Below are 18,046 nucleotides of genomic sequence, written 5' to 3'. Positions count from 1 at the left end.
ACCTCTCGGAACTTAACCAAAATTTGGAATTGCTCCGTATTCTCCAGACAAATACTTCTTGTAGAAGTTCTCTGTCCTACGGACGTCCTCGATGTCTTTCAGGCCGTAAATTCTTGTCGTTCCAAACGAACTTTTCTCAGTAAAAAATATCTCGTCTTTTTCAAGGTAGTGCAACAAAGAAGCTGAATTACATGAAAGGATAAGTTGAGCATCCTTTTTATTTTGGTTTGGATCATGAAACCACGAAACAATTTCTTTTAGGAGATTCGGATGAAGATCGGTATCAAGCTCGTCCATAATTGCGACACCACCATTCGCTAGCGCGTGAGCAAGCCTTGGAAAAACATTGACGAAGTTTTTAGTTCCATCTGATTCAAAAAACAGCGGCAACGGGCGCCTCAATCCGGTGTGATTGAAGTACAACTCCCGACTTTGCTCACCATCAGGATCACCGGGTGCAGGTCCAAAAGTCTCGACTTCGACATCGGCAATGCCAATATCGGCTGTTCTTATCATCTGCCTTAACTGGCTCAACAGATCTTTGTTGTCGGAGTACGTTTTCGTAAGGGCGCTATCTTCTTGAGACCCTTTTGTTCGATGGAATGGTATATTGGTTTGAAGCGAATTAAGAATGTCACTTGTTACTACCTTTGCCAGATTATCTTTAGACAGAATACTAACTTGCTTGAGGAATGATCGGCCACTGTTGAGCGATACTGTTTTTTCCATAAAGCTAATCTCTGACGCAGAAAATCTTGATAGCTCGCTAGCTCCAATTCTGTCCTCTTCTCGCCAGAACAATTTTGTCCAAGAACCTTTCTTCCGCACAGCAAGTTCCTCGACCATCACTTCGCCAGTAAATGGACCTGTCCTTCGAAAGCGAACTGAATAGCGGAATACGTCACGTGTATTATCCAACCAGCGTGCTGAAAACTCGACACTTATTGACAGCGGCCCCGACGACCCGTCCTTACATTCTGTAAATGGGGCAAGAACGACAGCGCCATCGTTCATGACGGAAGCTGCATCAGCTGCGAAATCTCGTGCAAAAACGAGAGCGCTCAACACACTGCTTTTGCCAGATGCGTTTGGACCAAAAACTGCAGCGACACGAGGTGCTCTCGTATCCGAGTTGATGACGGAGTAACGGTTCACATCCTCAGGCGTGCGACTTGGCACCGACAAATCGAATATCTGCCGGCCACATATAGAGCCGTAGTTTTCAATTTCCGCACGAATGATCATCTAGGCACAACCTCACACTTAAAACGAAAATTTGCTTCTCAAGTATATTATGGACACTTTTTTGTCCAGCACATGGCCGCTTAAAAACAATTTTTCGCTGCGAACCCTTATCCAGACGTTCCAGCTTAGTTTCGGTGAACGTTCTCTCATTTCACGATTACAGTGACATATGTGGACGGCCCCTTTCGAGCAAGGGTTGGATGAAGGTTCGGCGGTCGTTGCGTGCAGTCATATGTCCGGCCTGTTTCGCGCGGTCTTATGACCGCTGGCCCCGATGGTCTCCGCGAGCGTGCGTCCTATCAGTTTAGCAGGCTTGTCTCAGCCTCTGTCACCGTACGGATTCGAGCGCGCTCTCGGTCGCAACCGTTTGCCATCACTTCGTTCTACCCTCGCACCTCGACCGGCTCCGGCTGGGTCATGCCGGTTTTGCGTAATAAGCGCCGTCGCGCATCAACGCCCAAGCGATCCGCGCCATCTTGTTGGCCAACGCCACCGCAACGACCTTCGCCGACCGCCGTTTGCAATTACGGTGACATATGTGGACGGCCCCTTTCGAGCAAGGGTTGGATGAAGGTTCGGCGGTCGTTGCGTGCAGTCATATGTCCGGGCTGTTTCGCGCGGTCTTATGACCGCTGGCCCCGATGGTCTCCGCGAGCGTGCGTCCTATCAGTATAGCAGGCTTGTCTCAGCCTCTGTCACCGTACGGATTCGAGCGCGCCCTCGGTCGCAACCGTTTGCCATCACTTCGTTCTACCCTCGCACCTCGACCGGCTCCGGCTGGGTCATGCCGGTTTTGCGTAATAAGCGCCGTCGCGCATCAACGCCCAAGCGATCCGCGCCATCTTGTTGGCCAACGCCACCGCGACGACCTTCGCCGACCGCCGTTTGAGAAGCTCCCGCACCCAGGGCCGGGTGCGCACCTCCTTCGAGCGGAACAGAGCCGCCGTCGCACCGGTCACCAGAAGCCTGCGCAAATAGCCGTCGCCGCGTTTCGATATCCCGCCCAGGCGCGCCTTGCCCCCGGTCGAATGCTGTCGCGGAACTAAACCCAGCCAGGCAGCGAACTGCCGTGCCGAGGCGAAGACAGAGGGGTCGGGGACGCTGGCGACAAGCGCACTCGCAAGTATTGGCCCGATGCCCGGCATCGAGGCAAGCCGCCGGCTCGTCTCGTTCTTCTTGTGCCATGCGGTGAGTTCCCGGCCGAGTTCCTCGATTCTTTCCACGGTATCGTAGAATTGGCGGACCAGCGACATCAGCGCTCGCCGTGCCAGCGTCGGGAGACGCGCATCCTCACCGTCCTCTACTATCGCGGCCAGACGCTTCGTACCCGCGATCCCCTGCGCCTCGACAATCCCGAACTCAGCCATATGCCCGCGCAAGGCGTTCCCCGTCATCGTCCGCTGGCGAACCAGCCGGTCCCGAATACGATGGAGGCTCAGCACGGCTTGCTGCTCCGCCGTCTTTACCGGAACGAAGTGCATGCCGGGCCGCGTCACCGCCTCGCAGATCGCTTCCGCGTCCGCCGCATCCGTCTTGTTCCGCTTCACATAGGGCTTCACGTATTGCGGCGGGATCAGACGGACATCGTGTCCAAGGGCTTGAAGTTCCCGGCCCCAAAAATGCGCCGTCGCACAGGCTTCGATTCCGATAAGACACGGCTCAAGCGAACCGAAATAGCTCAGCATGTCCGAACGGCGCAGCTGACGGCGTTCCAAAACCGCGCCCGATGTATTCGATCCGTGAACCTGGAAAACACGCTTGGCGATATCCAAGCCGATTACTGCTATGCTGCTCATGGACGGTCTCCTCAATTGGTGATCCTTTGACAGACACCACCTTGGCACAGCGATGCCGCAGCAGGGGCCGTCCACCCCATCAGTTTACTTAGTTCGTTTCTCCCTAGTTTGCGTCGCCGGAACCTTCCTCCGTCCCGCAGCGAACACAGGTTGCCGTCCAGATCGGTGAAGTTGGCGATGGTTTCCCCTAGGAGTAACTTTCCGCCACGATCATCCCCCCTTTAAACCTCGGCGCCACCGCCCACGGCTTGGCACCCTCAACGCGGACGCGACGTTACCGCAGGAAAGCCGACTTCTCCCTTGATCGGGCCGGTGGCCTCCCCCACATTGTTTTTCATGAGATGAACGGGAAACCGGGCTTGCCGCGCCTTGCGCCGATGGAAGCCTGATGCCCAAGCGAATACTCGCTCCACGCCCGACGTGAAGTCGGCACATCCAAGCAATACCGAAAGGACATCCGCCATGACCCAAGCCAAGACGGGCGATACGTTGCATCTTCACTACAAGGGCACGTTGGATGACGGCACCGTATTCGACAGCTCCGAAGGGCGCGACCCGATCACCTTCGAACTGGGCGCCGGGCAGATCATCCCCGGGCTGGAAGCCGGCGTGGACGGGATGGAAGTAGGCGAGAAACGCACGGTGCGCGTCGAGGCCGCCGAGGCCTATGGCGAGCACGACCCGACCCAGATGCAGGCGGTGCCGCTGGAAAACGTGCCGGACCACATCCCGACCGAGCCGGGCACCCAGTTGCAGATGCAGACGCAGGACGGCCAGGCCGTGACCGTCATGGTCGCCGACAAGACCGAGGACGAGCTGATCCTGGACGCCAACCATCCACTGGCCGGCAAGGCCCTGATCTTCGACGTGGAACTGGTCGCGATCGCCTGACCACGCCTGACGCAGCGGGGCCGCGCGGCCCCGCTGGAATTTGAAACCGCGACGTCGTCGGTGGGAATTTGAGGCCGCGACGTCGTCGCCGGGGTTTGAATCCGCGACTTCGTCGTTGGGGGTTTGAGGTTGCTCAAGCCACCAGGGTGAAATCGTTCTTGCCGGCTTTCTTCACCCGATACATCGCCGCGTCGGCCGCTTTCAGCAGGGCTTCCATGTCGGTGCCGTGCTGGGGATACAGGGCGACGCCGATGCTGGCGCCGATCCGGGCGCTCTCTCCATCCTCCAGCGCGACGGGCTTGGACAGCGCCGCGACCAGCTTGCGGGCCAGGATCAGGACGTCCTGTTCCCTCTTCACCCCGGTCTGCAGCAGGACAAATTCGTCGCCGCCGATGCGGGAGACGACGTCGGACCCGCGTAGGGTGGCTTCCAGACGCCGGGCGGTTTCGCGCAGCACCTTGTCCCCGGCGTCATGGCCGTATGTGTCGTTCACCTGCTTGAACCCGTCCAGGTCGATGAACATGACGGCCAGTTCCTCGCCCGCGCGGGTGGCCAGGTTCATCAGGCTGGCGCTGATATCCTGAAACAGGTGCAGGCTGGGCAGGCCGGTCAGCGTGTCATAGAAGGCGATGGCGCGCATCTCCTCCTTCAACTGTTCCTCCGAGCGCAGCGCGGCGAGCAGATCGGTCACGTCGTATTCCGCGACCAGCAGCAGGAAATCCCCGGTCAGGGGGTGGCGGGTCATGCGGATGTCCAGCGTATGGTCGCGCAGGCCCGCGCCCGTCCGCATCTTGTGCGTCCAGCGGCCGCCCTTTTTCCGTTTCGCCAGGTCGAAACAGGCAGCACCCGCCGCCGGGTCCTGGAACCGGGCGGCGAAGGGGCTCGGACCGCCCTCCCCCGTTTCCGCCGGCAGGTGCTTGTAGGCTTCCGTCGCGGCGGGGTTCTCGATCACCGGGTCGCCGTCGAGCGTGAAACAGGTGACCAGCACGCGGGTATAGCGCGCGGCCTCCACCAACAGAAGGTTCTCCGGCGTTTCGCCCAGATTCACCTCCTCGTTGATATAGGCGATGATGGCGCGGTGCCGGTCCGGGCCGACGGTGACCGCGCGGTGCATCATCATCAGGGATTTCGGCTTGCCCTGCGGATAGGTCGTCCAGGGGTCGATGGTCAGGCCCTGTTTGGCGGCCAGGTCGAAGGTCTGCCGGGTGCGGTCGCGCGCGCCCTGCGTATCGCCGGACAGGTCCTTGTGGATCAGCTGATCGAGCGTTTCCAGCCCCCAGAAATCCAGGCAGGCGCGATTGCCCCACCACCAGCCGTGCGTGTCCAGATCGAAGATCCAGACGACGTTGGGGATCAGTTCATAGAGCCGGAGCTCGTCATGGCTCTCGATATGAACCAGGTGGCTGTAATCGTCTTGCATCGGCGGGGTTGCTCGAAAATTTCGAAAGGCCCGCGGGCTTTATACAAGACTATCCTGTTTTGGAAGCTTTCGATACGCCGCGCGCGCAAATCCCGCGAAACCGCCGCAATCAGGTACCGCGAACGCGTCACCGAGGGCGCCGCCTCACTGCCGCAGACGCGGCAGGCGCAGCACGCCGAGTGCGATCAACATGCCGGTGGTGACCACGGCCAGCCCGGCGAACTGGCTGGCGGTCGGGAATTCGCCGGCGACGGGGATGCCGACGACGATGGCGCTGACCGGGACCAGGGCCGGGAAGATAGCGGCGCGGCCGGCGCCGAGAAGCTGGACCGCGCGGGTATAGCAGAGCATCGCGACGACACCGGCCAGCGCGCCCTGAACCACGATCTGCGTCAGCAGGATTTCCCACGGCACGGCGGCCAGCTTGGAAAGCCCCACCGTCGCCAGATAGCCGGGCACCATCACGGCGCAGGACAGCACCGACACCGCGGCGGTCGCGGCGACCGGGCTGATGCCCCAGCGCTTGCCGAGCACGGTGAAGATCGCCCAGAGCAGCCCGGCGGCGGCGAACATCGCGTCCCCGATCGGCGTTTCCAGCGAGGCGTGGAACAGGCCCTGCCCCGACACCACGACCAGGCCGATGACGACCACGGCAAGGCCCAGCGTGCGGGCCGGGCCGACCCGTTCCCCGAACAGGAAGACGGCCATCGCCGCCGTCGCGACCATCGAGGTCGAGGGCTGGATCACCGCGCCATGGGCGAGCGGCGCGAAGAAATAACCGGCCACGGTGAGCAGGATGAAAAGCGGCCCGGCGGTCAGCGCCAGGGCGATGCCGCGGCCCCAGCCGACCCCGCCCAGGGTGTGCGGGCTGTTCATCAGGAACCAGGGCAGCATCAGCACGCCGCCGACCGCGAAACGGATGAAGGCGACGTCATAGCCGTCCAACCCCATGCCGACACCCGCCCGCGACATCGCCAGATAGGCGCCCCAGAAGACGGCGGCGCTGATCCCGAGCAGGATGCCCAGCGGATTGAGGCGGTCCTCCTGCGGAGTCCCGTGCGGCGTCCCGTGCACCTTGATCTGCCGCGGGGCCGACCCGGCGGGCGGGTTGCTCTGTGCCTCACATCGCATGGCGTTGCATGAATTGGAATTCCCGCATGGGGCGCGGCGGGCCGAAGCGGGCCGCGGGTTGCAAAAAACGCCGTTGCCCGTCGATCGCGGCGGGCTCACGGCTGGGCACCGTATATATCCCACCGCCCCGCCACGGCAACGGGCCGGGGGCGCGATCATCAAACCTGTGCCGCCAAGTCGTCGCTGCCCGCGCTGTGTGCGCGTGTGTTTCGGGACAAACGGCGGGAGGTAAACGGCGAGGGCCTAAAACGGTGAGGGCCAAATCGCGAGGCCCAAATCGCGGGGGGCCAAATCGTGGGGGGCCAAATCGTGGGGGCCGACATAAAAAGGGCGCGCCCGTCCGGCACGCCCTTGTTGGATTGAATGAAACGGCGGCTAGTGCATCAGCCTCTCAATTTCATCCTTCAGATGAAGCTTCTCTCGTTTTAGCGTATGGACGAGAGCGTCATCGGGCATCGGTCGACTGTTTTCCTCGTCGATCTTCATCTCGAGGTGAGCATGCTTTTCCTTCAATGCTTCGATGCGCGCTTCCAGGCTCATGGGTGTGCTCCTTCGCTTCCCGTTGGTTAGCCAAAACGGGTCGGACCCACATGTCCGAGGGCGAAGCACCGGCCCTTCAAGCGACGCGCCGTATCAAGGAACAGGGTCCTTGCCGCGCCTCGTCTCCCCATCCGACAGCCCGCACCGCCTTTCGGTCGGCCGACCGGCTTTGGGAGACATAGCCAGGGGATCGCCCCCGTGCAGAGTGACTGCAGACCGTGCGTCCGGTCCGTCTCCCAAGCGGAGAAAACCCTGCTGTGTGGCACAGCACCTGTTCAGGCGACCGTAGGTCGGCTGCCGGTCTTTCCGACATCTCCCCCGGCCCTACTTTTAGCGCGTAACCACCCGCTGAAGACCGGTCGGGATCATGGCCGGAGATAGTAACCGGCACCTATACGGCGGATTTCCCCGCCCGAACGAATATGGTATCGCATTCAGCGCAGAAGTCGAGGGATCATGTCGGAAAATCGAAAAAGAATCATCGTCGGGATCAGCGGCGCCTCGGGCGCGGTCTATGGCATCAAACTGTTGGAATCCTTGCGTGAACTGGATGTCGAAACGCATCTGATTATTTCCAGGGCGGCCGAAATGACCCTGGCCTACGAGACCGACCTGACGGCCAAGGATCTGCGCGCCCTGGCGGACAAGTCCTATCCGATCGGCGATGTCGGCGCGGCCTGTTCCAGCGGCAGTTTCCGGACCGACGGGATGATCGTCGCGCCCTGTTCGGTGAAATCGCTGGCGGAGATCGCGACCGGCGTCACCTCCACCCTTTTGACCCGGGCGGCGGACGTCATCCTGAAGGAGCGGCGGCGTCTGGTCCTGATGGTGCGGGAAACCCCGCTGACCAACGTCCACCTGCGCAACATGCTGACGGTCAGCGAGATGGGCGGCATCATCGCGCCGCCGGTGCCGGGTTTCTATACCAAGCCCGAGAGCATCGACGATCTGGTCAACCATTCGGTCGGCCGGGTGCTGGACCTGTTCGGGCTGGAAACCGGCCGCGTCGCCCGCTGGCGCGAGAGCGAAACATAAACTTCACGGGCGCCGCCCCCAATTGCCCGGTTTCATTTCGGGCCCGAAGCACGGTACATCTGTATTCCAAGGCGGCGCCGCCCGTCCCGGTCGGGACGGATGCAGCGCGATCACCGTCATGAAAGCCAGGGACGAGAGACCACCATGAAGCGCAATCACCGCACCAAGATCGTCGCCACTCTGGGGCCGGCGAGCAGCACGGAACAACAGATCGAGGATCTGTTTCTGGCCGGCGTCGACGTCTTCCGGATGAATTTCTCCCATGGTGAGCCGGACGAGCACCGAGCCCGCCATCAGGCGATCCGCAACGTGGAGAAGCGCACCGGCCGTCCGATCGGCATCATGATGGACCTGCAGGGGCCGAAACTGCGGGTCGGCAAATTCGCCAACGGACCGATCGAGTTGAAGGAAGGCGCGGCCTTCCGCCTGGACCTGGACAAGGCCCCGGGGGACGAAACCCGCGCGCCGCTGCCGCATCCGGAAATCTTCGCGGCGCTGGAACCGGGCACGGACCTGCTGCTGGATGACGGTCGGGTGCGCCTCAGCGTCAAGTCCTGCGGCCCGGACCATGCCGATACGGTCGTCGCGGTCGGCGGCCCGCTGTCGGAACGCAAGGGCGTCAACGTGCCCGGCGTCGTCCTGCCGCTCTCGGCGCTGACCGAGAAGGACCGCAAGGACATGGAATTCGGCCTCAACCTCGGTGTCGACTGGTGCGCGCTTTCCTTCGTGCAGCGCCCGGAAGACATTGCCGAGGCGCGCGAGTTGGTGAAGGGCCGCGCCGGCATCCTGGCCAAGCTGGAAAAGCCGTCCGCCGTACAGCGGTTGGAGGAAATCGTCGAACTGGCCGACGCGATCATGGTCGCGCGCGGCGACCTCGGCGTCGAAATGCCGGCGGAGGACGTGCCGGTCCAGCAGCGCCGGATCATCACCGCCTGCCGCGCCGCCGGGAAACCGGTCGTGGTCGCGACCCAGATGCTGGATTCGATGATGGAACGCCCGGTACCGACCCGCGCGGAAGCCTCCGACGTCGCCACTGCCGTCTATGAGGGGGCGGATGCGGTGATGCTGTCCGGCGAGACGGCGGCCGGCGACTACCCGCTGGAATCGGTCAAGATGATGAACCGGATCATCGAACGGGTGCAGAAGGAAGACCTCTACTGGGGCGGCCTGCGCAACCAGGGCCACCCGCCGGAGGACACCACGCCGGACGCGATCAGCGCCGCGGTTCGGATCGCGGCGGATACGATCGACCCGGCGGCCATCGTCACCTATACGACCTCGGGCTCGACGACTTTCCGCATGGCCCGCGAACGACCGCGCCAGCCGATCATCTGCCTGACGCCGCGGGAAAGCACCGCGCGGCTGCTCGCCATCGTCTGGGGCGTTCATTCCTGCCGCACGCCGGACGCGAACAGCCTGGACGACATGGTCGACATCGCGACCCATCAGGCCCGGATCGACGGTTTCGCCGATCCCGGAGATCGCGTGATCATTACGGCAGGCGTTCCCTTCGGCACGCCGGGTAAGACCAACCTGCTGCGGATCGCCCGGGTCGGCGTTCAGGACTAGGTCGCTTCGGGAAGGTACCCTGGCTCGGGACGGGCGTCGGCTAGATCCGGCGCCCTTCCAGCGATTTGCGTAGCTGCTCGGCGCGGAAAGTCGCGTCCGGAAGATAGGGGTGGAGGTCCAGCGCCGCCTCATAGGCATCCAGCGCGGCTTCCTCATCCTCGAGCGCGTCATTGATCATGCCCAGTCCGGTCAGCGCCCCGAAATGGCGCGGTTCCAGCGCCAATGTCCGTTCCACATCCTTGATCGATCCGTCCAGATCGCCGATCAGGAACAGCACCGTGGCGCGTTTGTTCCAGGCCTCGGCGAAATCCGGCTCCAGATCTGTCATGGTGGTGAAATAGTCATAAGCGGTGGCAAAGTCGCCGCTCTGCATCGCCCGCATGCCCTGCCGCATCAGGATGTTGATGCTGTCCTTCTCGTTCGTGATCCAGATGCTCCAGATCCGGTCCGACAGCGCATGCGCTGTCTCAAAACTCTTTGCCTGTTTCAACTGGGCGAAAAGCGTATCCAGTTGGGGATGGTTCTGATCCGCCCTGGATGGGCTGACCGTCAGCCCCGCAAACGCAAACAGCGTCAACAGGACGATCACCGTCCAGCGCCGCCAAAGACCGTCATGCCGCCGGGAACCGGCTATGCGGGAAAGCGATCCATTTCGGCCTTGTTGGTCCGGTACAGGCGATCCCGAAACTTGGAGTCGTCGAGCTTTCATGCTTGAACTATGCGCCTTTTCGATTTGCCCCGCAATTGGAGCCCGCCTTGGAAGACCACGCCTCATGCTTTTGTGATGACCCGGCCGAGGCCCGGGACCGGTTTCTGGCCGAATGCCTGAAAGCCGGGCTGGCGCCCCTCACCCTGCCGTCTCGCCCTATCCAGCCGTCCGACGGCATAGGAGAGCTCTACTGCGACGCGGTACGCCTCGGCGCGCCCACCGCGCATAGCACCATCGTGCTGTGCAGCGGGGCCGGCGGGCAAGCGGGCCTTGTTCATGCCGGTATCTGCTCCGGCCTGCTGCGGAACCGGGTGCAGCGGCATCTGGAACGTCCGGTCTCGATCGTGCTGGTACACGCGGTCAATCCGAATGGCGCGGTCTGGCCGCGGCCGCCGGCCGAAGCGGCGCCCATCCTGGTCGACGGGGATGCGATCTCAAAGGCGGAAGCGAACTGGACCCGCGAGTTGCTGACCGCCGTCGACCGCCGTTTCGGCACGGAACTCGGCAATACCATGGACGGCGGGCCGGAAGCGAAAACCGAAGAGCCACCCGTCCCCGGCACAAGCACCGGTTCCGCCTCGGCCTCGGCCTGGAGTCGGGAGGACCTGAAACGCATCGCGGCGGAATTCCTGCCGGAAACGCAATTCGTGCTGTGCCTGGACTTCCGTACCGGGATCGGCGGCTGGGCGGTCCCGTCGATCAGGAACCCCGACCCACCCGCCGGCACCGCCCGGGGCCGGGCGCGGCGCTGGTTCGGCCCGCTCGACGGAGAGGACCCTGGCCCATCCGACGAAAAGGGGTCATCCGACAGGTCCGGCAGCGGCGGGCTCGCCGGCTTGGCGGAAGAAGCGGAATCCGTATCGATGATTGTGGAGTTCGGTACCTTTCCCGGTACCGGCCTGGTCAATACCGTTACCGGGCGGCAGCAGACCAGCCAGGTCTATCCCGCCCAGCGCGACTGGCGGGAAAAGGTCTATGCCCAAGCCGAGGCGATCGTCCTGCGGGCCATCGAGGCGGCGGAGGAAATGGCCGACGCGGGTTTGCGCCTGAAGGCTGCGGATTTGGACGATCTGTAGGAAATGTCCTTGTGGCCCCGGATCGCGGGCGCGCGGGTCAGTCCAGATGGAACTTGAAGACCATCAGCAGACGGGTAATGGCACCGGTATCATCGGTGAAAGGGAGGCACAGGACCGAGTAGTCGATGTGTTCCTGCCCCAGGGACCATTTCAGCGGTGCGCCCGTATAGTACGGCCGTTTCTCCTCGATGCATCGGATCATGCGCACGCGCCCCTGCTCCGACCCCGGGATCTCGCTGAGCAGCATGCCGGTGAATTCCCGCCCGGTCAGGGACGAGATGCCGGTCCCCGCCAATCTGACCCTGAAATCCTTTTCCCCGTCGAGGACTTCGAAAACCGCCATCCAGCGCAAAGCCTCGGTCGGAAGAGCTGTCGGGTCGATGGTGGAGACATGCGGCACGGGCCGTTCCGCCCGGGCGGCCTCCCAATACTTCATCGTTTCGATGAGATACCCGGGTACATTGTCGAATGAATCGAACTGAATGAGGCTGTTTGGTGCGGTCATCTGCATCGGGCGGTTTCCAGGTGCGCTACTCATTATCAAGTAGCACGCATGCGCCCGAACCATCAAACGGTGTATTAGTAAAATCACCAAAAAGCATCAGTCAGATGCCCCTGGCGCTCCCCAGGATCAGGAAAGCCCGATCGGCCGTGGTCCGCCCGTCGCCCAATCCAGCAACTCGACCGTATGAATGACGGGCACATCGGCCGCCGAGGCGATCTGTGTAATGCAACCAATATTGCCCGCCGCGATGATGTCCGGCGCGGTCTTTCTGATATTGGCCACCTTCCGATCCCGCAGTTTCGTCGCCAGTTCAGGCTGCATGATGTTGTAGGTTCCGGCCGACCCGCAGCAGAGATGCGCTTCGGGAACCTCGACCACCTCGAACCCGGCCTGCGACAGCAGGCTCTTCGGCTGCTGCGTGATCTTTTGCCCATGCTGCATGGAACAGGCGGAATGATAGGCGACGCGCTTCGGTGCCCCATCCGGGACCGTTGCGCCGTCCAGGCCCAGTTCGGCGAGGAATTCCGTCACATCCTTGGTCATCGCCGAGACCGCAGCGGCGTCTTCGGCCAGTTCCGCGTCTTCGCGCAGCATGAAACCGTAATCCTTCACCGTCGTCCCGCAGCCGGACGCGTTGATGATCACCGCATCGAGCGCTTCCCGCCGATGTTCCGTCATCCAGGCGCGAATATTCGCGGCCGCCTGATGGTGGCTCGCCTCCGCCTTGCCCATGTGATGAACCAGCGCGCCGCAGCATCCCGCCCCTTGGGCCACCACGACCTCGACCCCCAGGCGATTGAGCAGACGAACGGTCGCTTCGTTGATCTGCGGCTGCAGAACCGGCTGGGCGCAGCCGTTCAGCATGGCAACGCGCGCCCGCCTTTCCCCGGTAGCGGGAAAAACCTGTGGCACATCGACAGGCGACGGTTTGGGAAGCGTCTTCGGGGCCAGTTTCAGCATCGCCCCCAAACGGCCGCCGAACAACCCGCCGACCACAGGCGCGAAAGGACGCGCCAGCCAGGCCCCCGCCAAAGCAAGGCGGAACAGACTGGGATTGGGCAGCAGGCCGGCCAGCAAATTGCGCAGAAACCGGTCGGCGAAAGGCCGTATATGCGTCTTCTCGATATAGGCCCGCGCGTGGTCCACCAGATGCATGTAATGCACGCCGGAGGGACAAGTCGTCATACAGGAAAGGCAACTGAGACACCGGTCGATATGCTTGACGACCCGCGACGGCGCCGGCTTGTCGTTTTCCAGCATATCCTTGATCTGATAGATCCGGCCGCGCGGCGAATCCAATTCGTCGCCCAGGGTCACGAAAGTCGGACAGGTCGCCGTGCAGAAACCGCAATGGACGCATTTGCGCAGGATCGTTTCGGATTCGGCGACGTCGGGATCGGCCAATTGCGCCAGGGTGAAATTCGTCTGCATGGTATCGTTGCCAGCCCTTAGATGCCGTTATACATGCGGCCCGGATTGAGCACGCCGTGCGGGTCGAACCCGTTCTTGATCTTCCTGGTCAGGGTCGCCAGCCCGGGCGCCAGGGGATGGAACACATCCGCCTTGGCCCGCAAATCCAGATCGCCCCGGATCAATGTGGCGTGACCGCCGGATTGCGCGACGGTATCGCGGACAATATCCGCCCCGCCCAAATTCGGCATGTCGACCGCCAGCCAGATCAGACCGCCGCCCCAATCCATGAAGGCTTCCGCCCCTTTCAGGGACAGCAATTGCCGGCAGACGGTCGGCCCCTCCGACGGCGCGACGGAGATTTTCCAGACGACCCTGCGGTCCCCCGCCTGGGCAAAGGGCATCACATCGCGGACCGCAACCCAGAAGGACTTGCCGCGATGGCTGTGCAGTTCCTCCGTCTTGCCGAGCGGTCCCGCCATCTCACGCAACCGCGCGCACCGGTATTCGACGGACGGCCCCGGCCCCTCGACGCGAATCGCGGCAACGCCCGTTCCCTCCGCCGTGACCATATCGATGCCGGTCGTCGCGGCTTGCGCCTTCGGCAGCCACGCCGTTCCGGAAACCTCGTAAGGGGAATTCAATGCGTCGGTCATGGCCCGTACCGCGGTCGAGGGATCGTCCGTATAAAGCAGGACGGTTCTTTCCTTCTCCGCCTTCGGCAGGACCTTCACCGTCACTTCGGACATGACCGCAAGGGTGCCCCAGGACCCGGCCATCAGCTTGCAGAGATCATAGCCGGTGACGTTCTTCATGACCCGGCCGCCGGACTTGAATTCCTCACCACGGCCCGAAACGCCCTCGAACCCCAGGAAATGGTCCCGCGCCGCGCCCGACTTGATCCGGCGCGGCCCGCTGAGATTCGACGCGATGACGCCGCCCAGCGTACCCGGGGCGCTTTCACCCTTCAGCAGGAAGCCGAGATCCGGCGGCTCGAAGGCCAATTGCTGGTTCTGTTCCTCCAACGCCGCCGTGACATCCGCCATCGGCGTGCCCGCCCCGGCACGGAGCACCAGTTCATCCGGTTCATAGAGTGTGATGCCGTTCAGCTTGGAGAGGTCGATCTCATGCTCGGTCTCCATCGGCCGGCCCAAACCGGCCTTTGTACCGGTCCCCTTGACGGCGAGGGGGTATTCTTCCGCCACCGCCCAGGCCACGGCATCCTTCAACTGTTCCGCCGTCTCCGGCACGAATTGGGTCATCGGTCGCTCCCAATAATCCGGTTAGAAACGGGGAATGTCTGGGAAAGGCAGTTTCCCCTTGTGGATATGCATTCGGCCGAGTTCGGCGCAGCGATGCAAGGTCGGGAAGACCTTGCCGGGATTCAGCAATCCATCCGGATCGAAAGCGCATTTCAGGCGCATCTGCTGGGCCAGGTCCACCTCGGTGAACATGGCCGGCATCAGATCCCGTTTCTCCACCCCAACCCCGTGTTCGCCGGTCAGCACACCGCCGACTTCGACGCACAGCTTCAGGATATCGCCGCCGAAATCCTCGGCTTTCCGCAATTCGCCCGGCACATTCGCATCGTACAGGATCAAGGGATGCAGATTGCCGTCGCCGGCATGGAAAACGTTCGCGACGCGCAATCCGTATTGATTGGACAGCTCAGTCATCCGGCGCAGCACCGTCGGAAGCTGATGGCGCGGGATCGTCCCGTCCATACACAGATAATCGGGCGAGATCCGCCCGACCGCCGGGAAGGCCGCCTTGCGCCCGGCCCAGAAACCGAGGCGTTCCTGTTCGTTCTCGGAAATCTTCAACGAAACGGCACCGCAGGATTCCGCAATTGTCTTTACTTGGCCGATCAGGTGTTCAACTTCGTCGGCCGGCCCGTCCAACTCGACGATCAACAGCGCCTCGACATCCAACGGATATCCCGCATGGACAAAATCCTCCGCCGCATGAATGGCCGGCTTGTCCATCATTTCCATGCCGCCCGGAATGATCCCAGCCCCGATCACCTTCGCGACGCAATCGCCCGCTTCCTCGCTGGTGGGAAAGCCGATCAGCAGGGCACGAACCGTTTCCGGCGCGCGCAGCAGCCGGACGGTCACTTCGGTGACGACGCCCAACAGGCCTTCCGACCCGGTCATGATCCCCAGCAAGTCATAGCCTTCGGAATCCAAATGCTTGCCGCCGATGCGAATGACCTCACCGTCGATCAGCACCACTTCCAAGCCGAGCAGATTGTTCGTCGTCAGCCCATATTTCAGGCAATGCACCCCGCCGGAATTTTCCGCCACGTTGCCGCCGATGGAACAGGCGATCTGGCTGGACGGGTCCGGCGCGTAATAGAAACCATCCGCTTCCACGGCCTTGGTGATCGACAGATTGGTGACGCCCGGCTGCACCCGCGCGCAGCGATTGTCATAGTCGACTTCCAGGATCCGATTGAATTTGCCCAGGCCCAGCAGCACGCCGTCCTCCAAGGGCAAGGAGCCCCCGGACAGCGACGTTCCAGCCCCGCGCGGCACCACCTTGATGCTGTTTTCATGGCAATAGCGCAGGACGGCGGAAACCTGTTCCACGGTCTCAGGCAATACGACGACAAGCGGGGATGTCTTGTAGGCGGTCAGCGCGTCGGTTTCATAAGGACGGCGGGCGTCCTCGTCGACGATGACACCATCGCCCGGCACGATCGCCCGCAAATCATCGGCGATCCGATGGCGGTTCGCGATCACCGCATCATCGGGTTTCGGCATTTCCATTAGCGTTGTCCTCCCCGACGAAACTGTACCGATGGAACAACCGCTTGGGCAATAAAGGACAAAAAGCGACCGTCCCGGACGTTCACGGGTCAAATTGGTATTACCAATTTTGTATCACTCCACGGCCGCCAGGGAAAGTGCCCTTTGGTCGCAGCAAACCTGCACGCAGGACGGCCGGCGGAAACTAGGTCACCGGATGCGCCGGGTGTTGCCCCAGGGACACATCCACGATCGACCGCAACGCGGTGCGGGCGATGTCCTCGAAACACTCGTCGGTCCAGCAAAGCGCATGCGGCGTGATGATCGTATTGTCCATCGTCAGGAGCGGGCTGTGCGGGGAGATCGGTTCCTGCTCGGTAACGTCCAGGCCGGCGGCGGCGATCAGGCCGTCCCGAAGGGCCTCGACAAGCGCGGCCTCGTCATGGATCGGGCCCCTGGCGACATTGATGAAACAGGCCGTCGGCTTCATTCGGGCAAAGGCCTGCGCGTTCATCAAATGGTGGGTGGTTTCATCCAATGGACAGGCGACGACGACGAAATCGGCCTGGGTCAGCACATCGTCAAAGGCGGCATGGCCGGCACCCAGCTTGTCGAGGACCGCGGGAGAAACATAAGGGTCCGCCGCCAGAATCCGTCGAAAGAAAGGACGCGCAAGCGGGATCAACTCCTGACCTATCCCGCCGGCGCCGATGAGGCCGAGGGTTCTTCCCGTCAGCCCGATCCCCATATGCTCGACGCGCTCGTTCCAGCGGTCCTCGCGCACAAGCCGGTCCTTGGTAAACAGCTTGCCGGCCAAAGCGAAGATCAATGTCAGGGCAGCGACGGCAACAGGCCGGCGGATCGCATGCGGCGTGTTGGTGACGGTTATTCCCTTGGCTGCGCAGGCCGCCACATCAACCGTGTCAAATCCAACGCCGTTGCGCGCGATTATCTTGACCCGGCAATCGTCGCGCCCGACCGAAGCCGCGGTCAACCGCGGCAGGTTCACATGCAATCCGTCATAGGACGCGGCGATTTCGGGCGTGATCTCGGGAAGATCCTCCGGCAGCCATTCCCATTCGATATTCGGATTGCGCGCCAATTCATCGAAGGCGGCGGCATTGAAGGCAGGATCCCCCGAAGCCGTGAGCAGATCACGGGTAGAGCCGACACGAAAAACCATCACGCTTCCTCCACCGCCTGCAGCACGGACCCAACACCCTTGGCAAACAATCCATGATCGGTGCCGACCGCCAGCATATTAAATCCATAGCCTTTGTATTCCCGTGCCCAGTCCGTATCGGCGGGCATGAAACCCAGCCCCTTGCCGTGGCGGCGCGCCGCCTCGACAACGTTTCGAACCGCGTCGAGATAAACCGGGTTCTGGAATTCGCCGGGCACGCCCAGGAAATTGGCCAGATCGAAATGCCCGACCCATAGAACGTCGATCCCCTCCGTCGCTGCGATCGCGTCGACATTTTCCAACCCGCGTTCCGTTTCGATCTGGGCGATCACCGTCACCGACGCGTTGGCCGCCGCAATCTTGTCCTTCGGGTCGCCGCCGGAATAGTTGTCATGGGGAAATCCGAAAGCGGCCCCGCGGCGGCCGACCGGCGGGTACCGGGTCGCCTCGACGATGCGCGCGGCTTCCGCCCCGTCATCGACCATGGGGATCATCACTCCCCGCATCCCGATATCCAGGGCACGGGCAAGAAAGTGGTATTCGCCCCGCGGCACCCGCGCCATGGGCGTGATGGGCAATCCCCGGCAATGCGCCACCTGCGTTTTCAGGGTCTCCAATCCGATTCCGGTATGCTCCATGTCATAGAGTACGTATTCGCAACCCGCATTGCAGAGAAGCTGCGGAATACCGGGGCTGAAGAACTCGAAAATCATCGCGCCGAGCACCTGCTCGCCGGCCATCACACGGTTCCTGATCGACACGTTAACTCCCCTCGTTTTTCCCGTC

At 62.3% G+C, this 18,046-nt stretch carries 16 protein-coding genes; 4 read left to right on the top strand and 12 right to left on the bottom strand.

The features are described from left to right. Positions 1–12: 12 nt before the first annotated feature. Both ACQK2G_RS04390 and ACQK2G_RS04385 read right to left on the bottom strand, forming a co-directional pair. Complete coding sequence (locus ACQK2G_RS04390; RefSeq protein ID WP_425403806.1) at positions 13–1,245, bottom strand: AAA family ATPase; 1,233 nt, start codon at positions 1,243–1,245, stop codon at positions 13–15. 782 nt (positions 1,246–2,027) lie between these two features. Then, positions 2,028–3,041: an IS110 family transposase gene (locus ACQK2G_RS04385; RefSeq protein WP_425403805.1), complete on the bottom strand. Its 1,014-nt coding sequence runs from the start codon at positions 3,039–3,041 to the stop codon at positions 2,028–2,030. A 462-nt stretch (positions 3,042–3,503) separates the two neighbouring features. On the opposite strand from ACQK2G_RS04385, the gene ACQK2G_RS04380 reads away from it, so the two are divergent. Continuing rightward, positions 3,504–3,932, top strand: coding sequence for an FKBP-type peptidyl-prolyl cis-trans isomerase (locus ACQK2G_RS04380; protein ID WP_425403804.1), 429 nt, complete (start codon positions 3,504–3,506; stop codon positions 3,930–3,932). A gap of 133 nt (positions 3,933–4,065) precedes the next feature. Here ACQK2G_RS04380 and ACQK2G_RS04375 read toward each other — a convergent pair whose 3' ends face one another. The 3 genes from ACQK2G_RS04375 to ACQK2G_RS04365 form a co-directional block, all read right to left on the bottom strand. Then, positions 4,066–5,352: a diguanylate cyclase gene (locus ACQK2G_RS04375; protein WP_425403803.1), complete on the bottom strand. Its 1,287-nt coding sequence runs from the start codon at positions 5,350–5,352 to the stop codon at positions 4,066–4,068. 144 nt (positions 5,353–5,496) lie between these two features. After that, complete coding sequence (locus ACQK2G_RS04370) at positions 5,497–6,483, bottom strand: DMT family transporter (RefSeq protein ID WP_425403802.1); 987 nt, start codon at positions 6,481–6,483, stop codon at positions 5,497–5,499. 375 nt (positions 6,484–6,858) lie between these two features. Continuing rightward, positions 6,859–7,023 carry a YdcH family protein gene (locus ACQK2G_RS04365; protein ID WP_425403801.1) on the bottom strand — a complete coding sequence of 55 codons (165 nt, stop codon included), beginning with the start codon at positions 7,021–7,023 and terminating at the stop codon, positions 6,859–6,861. Between the two features lie 456 nt (positions 7,024–7,479). On the opposite strand from ACQK2G_RS04365, the gene ACQK2G_RS04360 reads away from it, so the two are divergent. Beyond that, complete coding sequence (locus ACQK2G_RS04360; protein WP_425403800.1) at positions 7,480–8,058, top strand: UbiX family flavin prenyltransferase; 579 nt, start codon at positions 7,480–7,482, stop codon at positions 8,056–8,058. A gap of 144 nt (positions 8,059–8,202) precedes the next feature. Then, positions 8,203–9,627, top strand: a complete 1,425-nt coding sequence (pyk, locus tag ACQK2G_RS04355) for a pyruvate kinase (RefSeq protein ID WP_425403799.1) — start codon at positions 8,203–8,205, stop codon at positions 9,625–9,627. A gap of 40 nt (positions 9,628–9,667) precedes the next feature. Here the strand turns inward: pyk and ACQK2G_RS04350 are convergent, their stop codons facing one another. Further along, positions 9,668–10,336: a tetratricopeptide repeat protein gene (locus ACQK2G_RS04350; protein WP_425403798.1), complete on the bottom strand. Its 669-nt coding sequence runs from the start codon at positions 10,334–10,336 to the stop codon at positions 9,668–9,670. A gap of 47 nt (positions 10,337–10,383) precedes the next feature. On the opposite strand from ACQK2G_RS04350, the gene ACQK2G_RS04345 reads away from it, so the two are divergent. Next, positions 10,384–11,412, top strand: a complete 1,029-nt coding sequence (locus ACQK2G_RS04345) for a DUF2817 domain-containing protein (protein WP_425403797.1) — start codon at positions 10,384–10,386, stop codon at positions 11,410–11,412. A 37-nt stretch (positions 11,413–11,449) separates the two neighbouring features. On the opposite strand, the gene ACQK2G_RS04340 is transcribed toward ACQK2G_RS04345, so the two are convergent. From ACQK2G_RS04340 to ACQK2G_RS04315, 6 genes are all read right to left on the bottom strand, one after another. Beyond that, complete coding sequence (locus ACQK2G_RS04340; protein ID WP_425403796.1) at positions 11,450–11,923, bottom strand: PAS domain-containing protein; 474 nt, start codon at positions 11,921–11,923, stop codon at positions 11,450–11,452. 120 nt (positions 11,924–12,043) lie between these two features. Next, positions 12,044–13,348, bottom strand: coding sequence for a glycolate oxidase subunit GlcF (gene glcF, locus ACQK2G_RS04335; RefSeq protein WP_425403795.1), 1,305 nt, complete (start codon positions 13,346–13,348; stop codon positions 12,044–12,046). Positions 13,349–13,365: 17 nt separating this feature from the next. Then, entirely contained in the window at positions 13,366–14,589 is a 1,224-nt protein-coding gene (gene glcE / locus ACQK2G_RS04330; RefSeq protein ID WP_425403794.1) for a glycolate oxidase subunit GlcE, read from the bottom strand. Positions 14,590–14,610: 21 nt separating this feature from the next. Then, positions 14,611–16,098 (bottom strand): FAD-linked oxidase C-terminal domain-containing protein, encoded by a 1,488-nt coding sequence (locus ACQK2G_RS04325; RefSeq protein WP_425403793.1) that lies wholly within the window; start codon positions 16,096–16,098, stop codon positions 14,611–14,613. Positions 16,099–16,282: 184 nt separating this feature from the next. Then, positions 16,283–17,260, bottom strand: coding sequence for a 2-hydroxyacid dehydrogenase (locus tag ACQK2G_RS04320; RefSeq protein ID WP_425403792.1), 978 nt, complete (start codon positions 17,258–17,260; stop codon positions 16,283–16,285). After that, positions 17,260–18,021, bottom strand: coding sequence for an HpcH/HpaI aldolase family protein (locus ACQK2G_RS04315; RefSeq protein WP_425403791.1), 762 nt, complete (start codon positions 18,019–18,021; stop codon positions 17,260–17,262). Before ACQK2G_RS04315 ends, ACQK2G_RS04320 begins: the two co-directional genes overlap by 1 nt. Positions 18,022–18,046 lie beyond the last annotated feature (25 nt).

The sequence above is a fragment of the Hwanghaeella sp. genome, from assembly GCF_965227365.1.
GTDB lineage: Bacteria > Pseudomonadota > Alphaproteobacteria > UBA8366 > Aestuariispiraceae > Hwanghaeella.
Note: the sequence above shows the minus strand (reverse complement) of the source record. Positions and strands in the feature narration are given on the sequence as shown.

What these genes read in the sequence shown, in the direction of transcription:
- ACQK2G_RS04390 (WP_425403806.1), bottom strand. Translation starts at nt 1,245, where the DNA reads ATGATCATTCGTGCGGAAATTGAAAACTACGGCTCTATATGTGGCCGG.
- ACQK2G_RS04385 (WP_425403805.1), bottom strand. Translation starts at nt 3,041, where the DNA reads ATGAGCAGCATAGCAGTAATCGGCTTGGATATCGCCAAGCGTGTTTTC.
- ACQK2G_RS04380 (WP_425403804.1), top strand. Translation starts at nt 3,504, where the DNA reads ATGACCCAAGCCAAGACGGGCGATACGTTGCATCTTCACTACAAGGGC.
- ACQK2G_RS04375 (WP_425403803.1), bottom strand. Translation starts at nt 5,352, where the DNA reads ATGCAAGACGATTACAGCCACCTGGTTCATATCGAGAGCCATGACGAG.
- ACQK2G_RS04370 (WP_425403802.1), bottom strand. Translation starts at nt 6,483, where the DNA reads ATGCGATGTGAGGCACAGAGCAACCCGCCCGCCGGGTCGGCCCCGCGG.
- ACQK2G_RS04365 (WP_425403801.1), bottom strand. Translation starts at nt 7,023, where the DNA reads ATGAGCCTGGAAGCGCGCATCGAAGCATTGAAGGAAAAGCATGCTCAC.
- ACQK2G_RS04360 (WP_425403800.1), top strand. Translation starts at nt 7,480, where the DNA reads ATGTCGGAAAATCGAAAAAGAATCATCGTCGGGATCAGCGGCGCCTCG.
- pyk (WP_425403799.1), top strand. Translation starts at nt 8,203, where the DNA reads ATGAAGCGCAATCACCGCACCAAGATCGTCGCCACTCTGGGGCCGGCG.
- ACQK2G_RS04350 (WP_425403798.1), bottom strand. Translation starts at nt 10,336, where the DNA reads ATGAAAGCTCGACGACTCCAAGTTTCGGGATCGCCTGTACCGGACCAA.
- ACQK2G_RS04340 (WP_425403796.1), bottom strand. Translation starts at nt 11,923, where the DNA reads ATGCAGATGACCGCACCAAACAGCCTCATTCAGTTCGATTCATTCGAC.
- glcF (WP_425403795.1), bottom strand. Translation starts at nt 13,348, where the DNA reads ATGCAGACGAATTTCACCCTGGCGCAATTGGCCGATCCCGACGTCGCC.
- glcE (WP_425403794.1), bottom strand. Translation starts at nt 14,589, where the DNA reads ATGACCCAATTCGTGCCGGAGACGGCGGAACAGTTGAAGGATGCCGTG.
- ACQK2G_RS04325 (WP_425403793.1), bottom strand. Translation starts at nt 16,098, where the DNA reads ATGGAAATGCCGAAACCCGATGATGCGGTGATCGCGAACCGCCATCGG.
- ACQK2G_RS04320 (WP_425403792.1), bottom strand. Translation starts at nt 17,260, where the DNA reads ATGGTTTTTCGTGTCGGCTCTACCCGTGATCTGCTCACGGCTTCGGGG.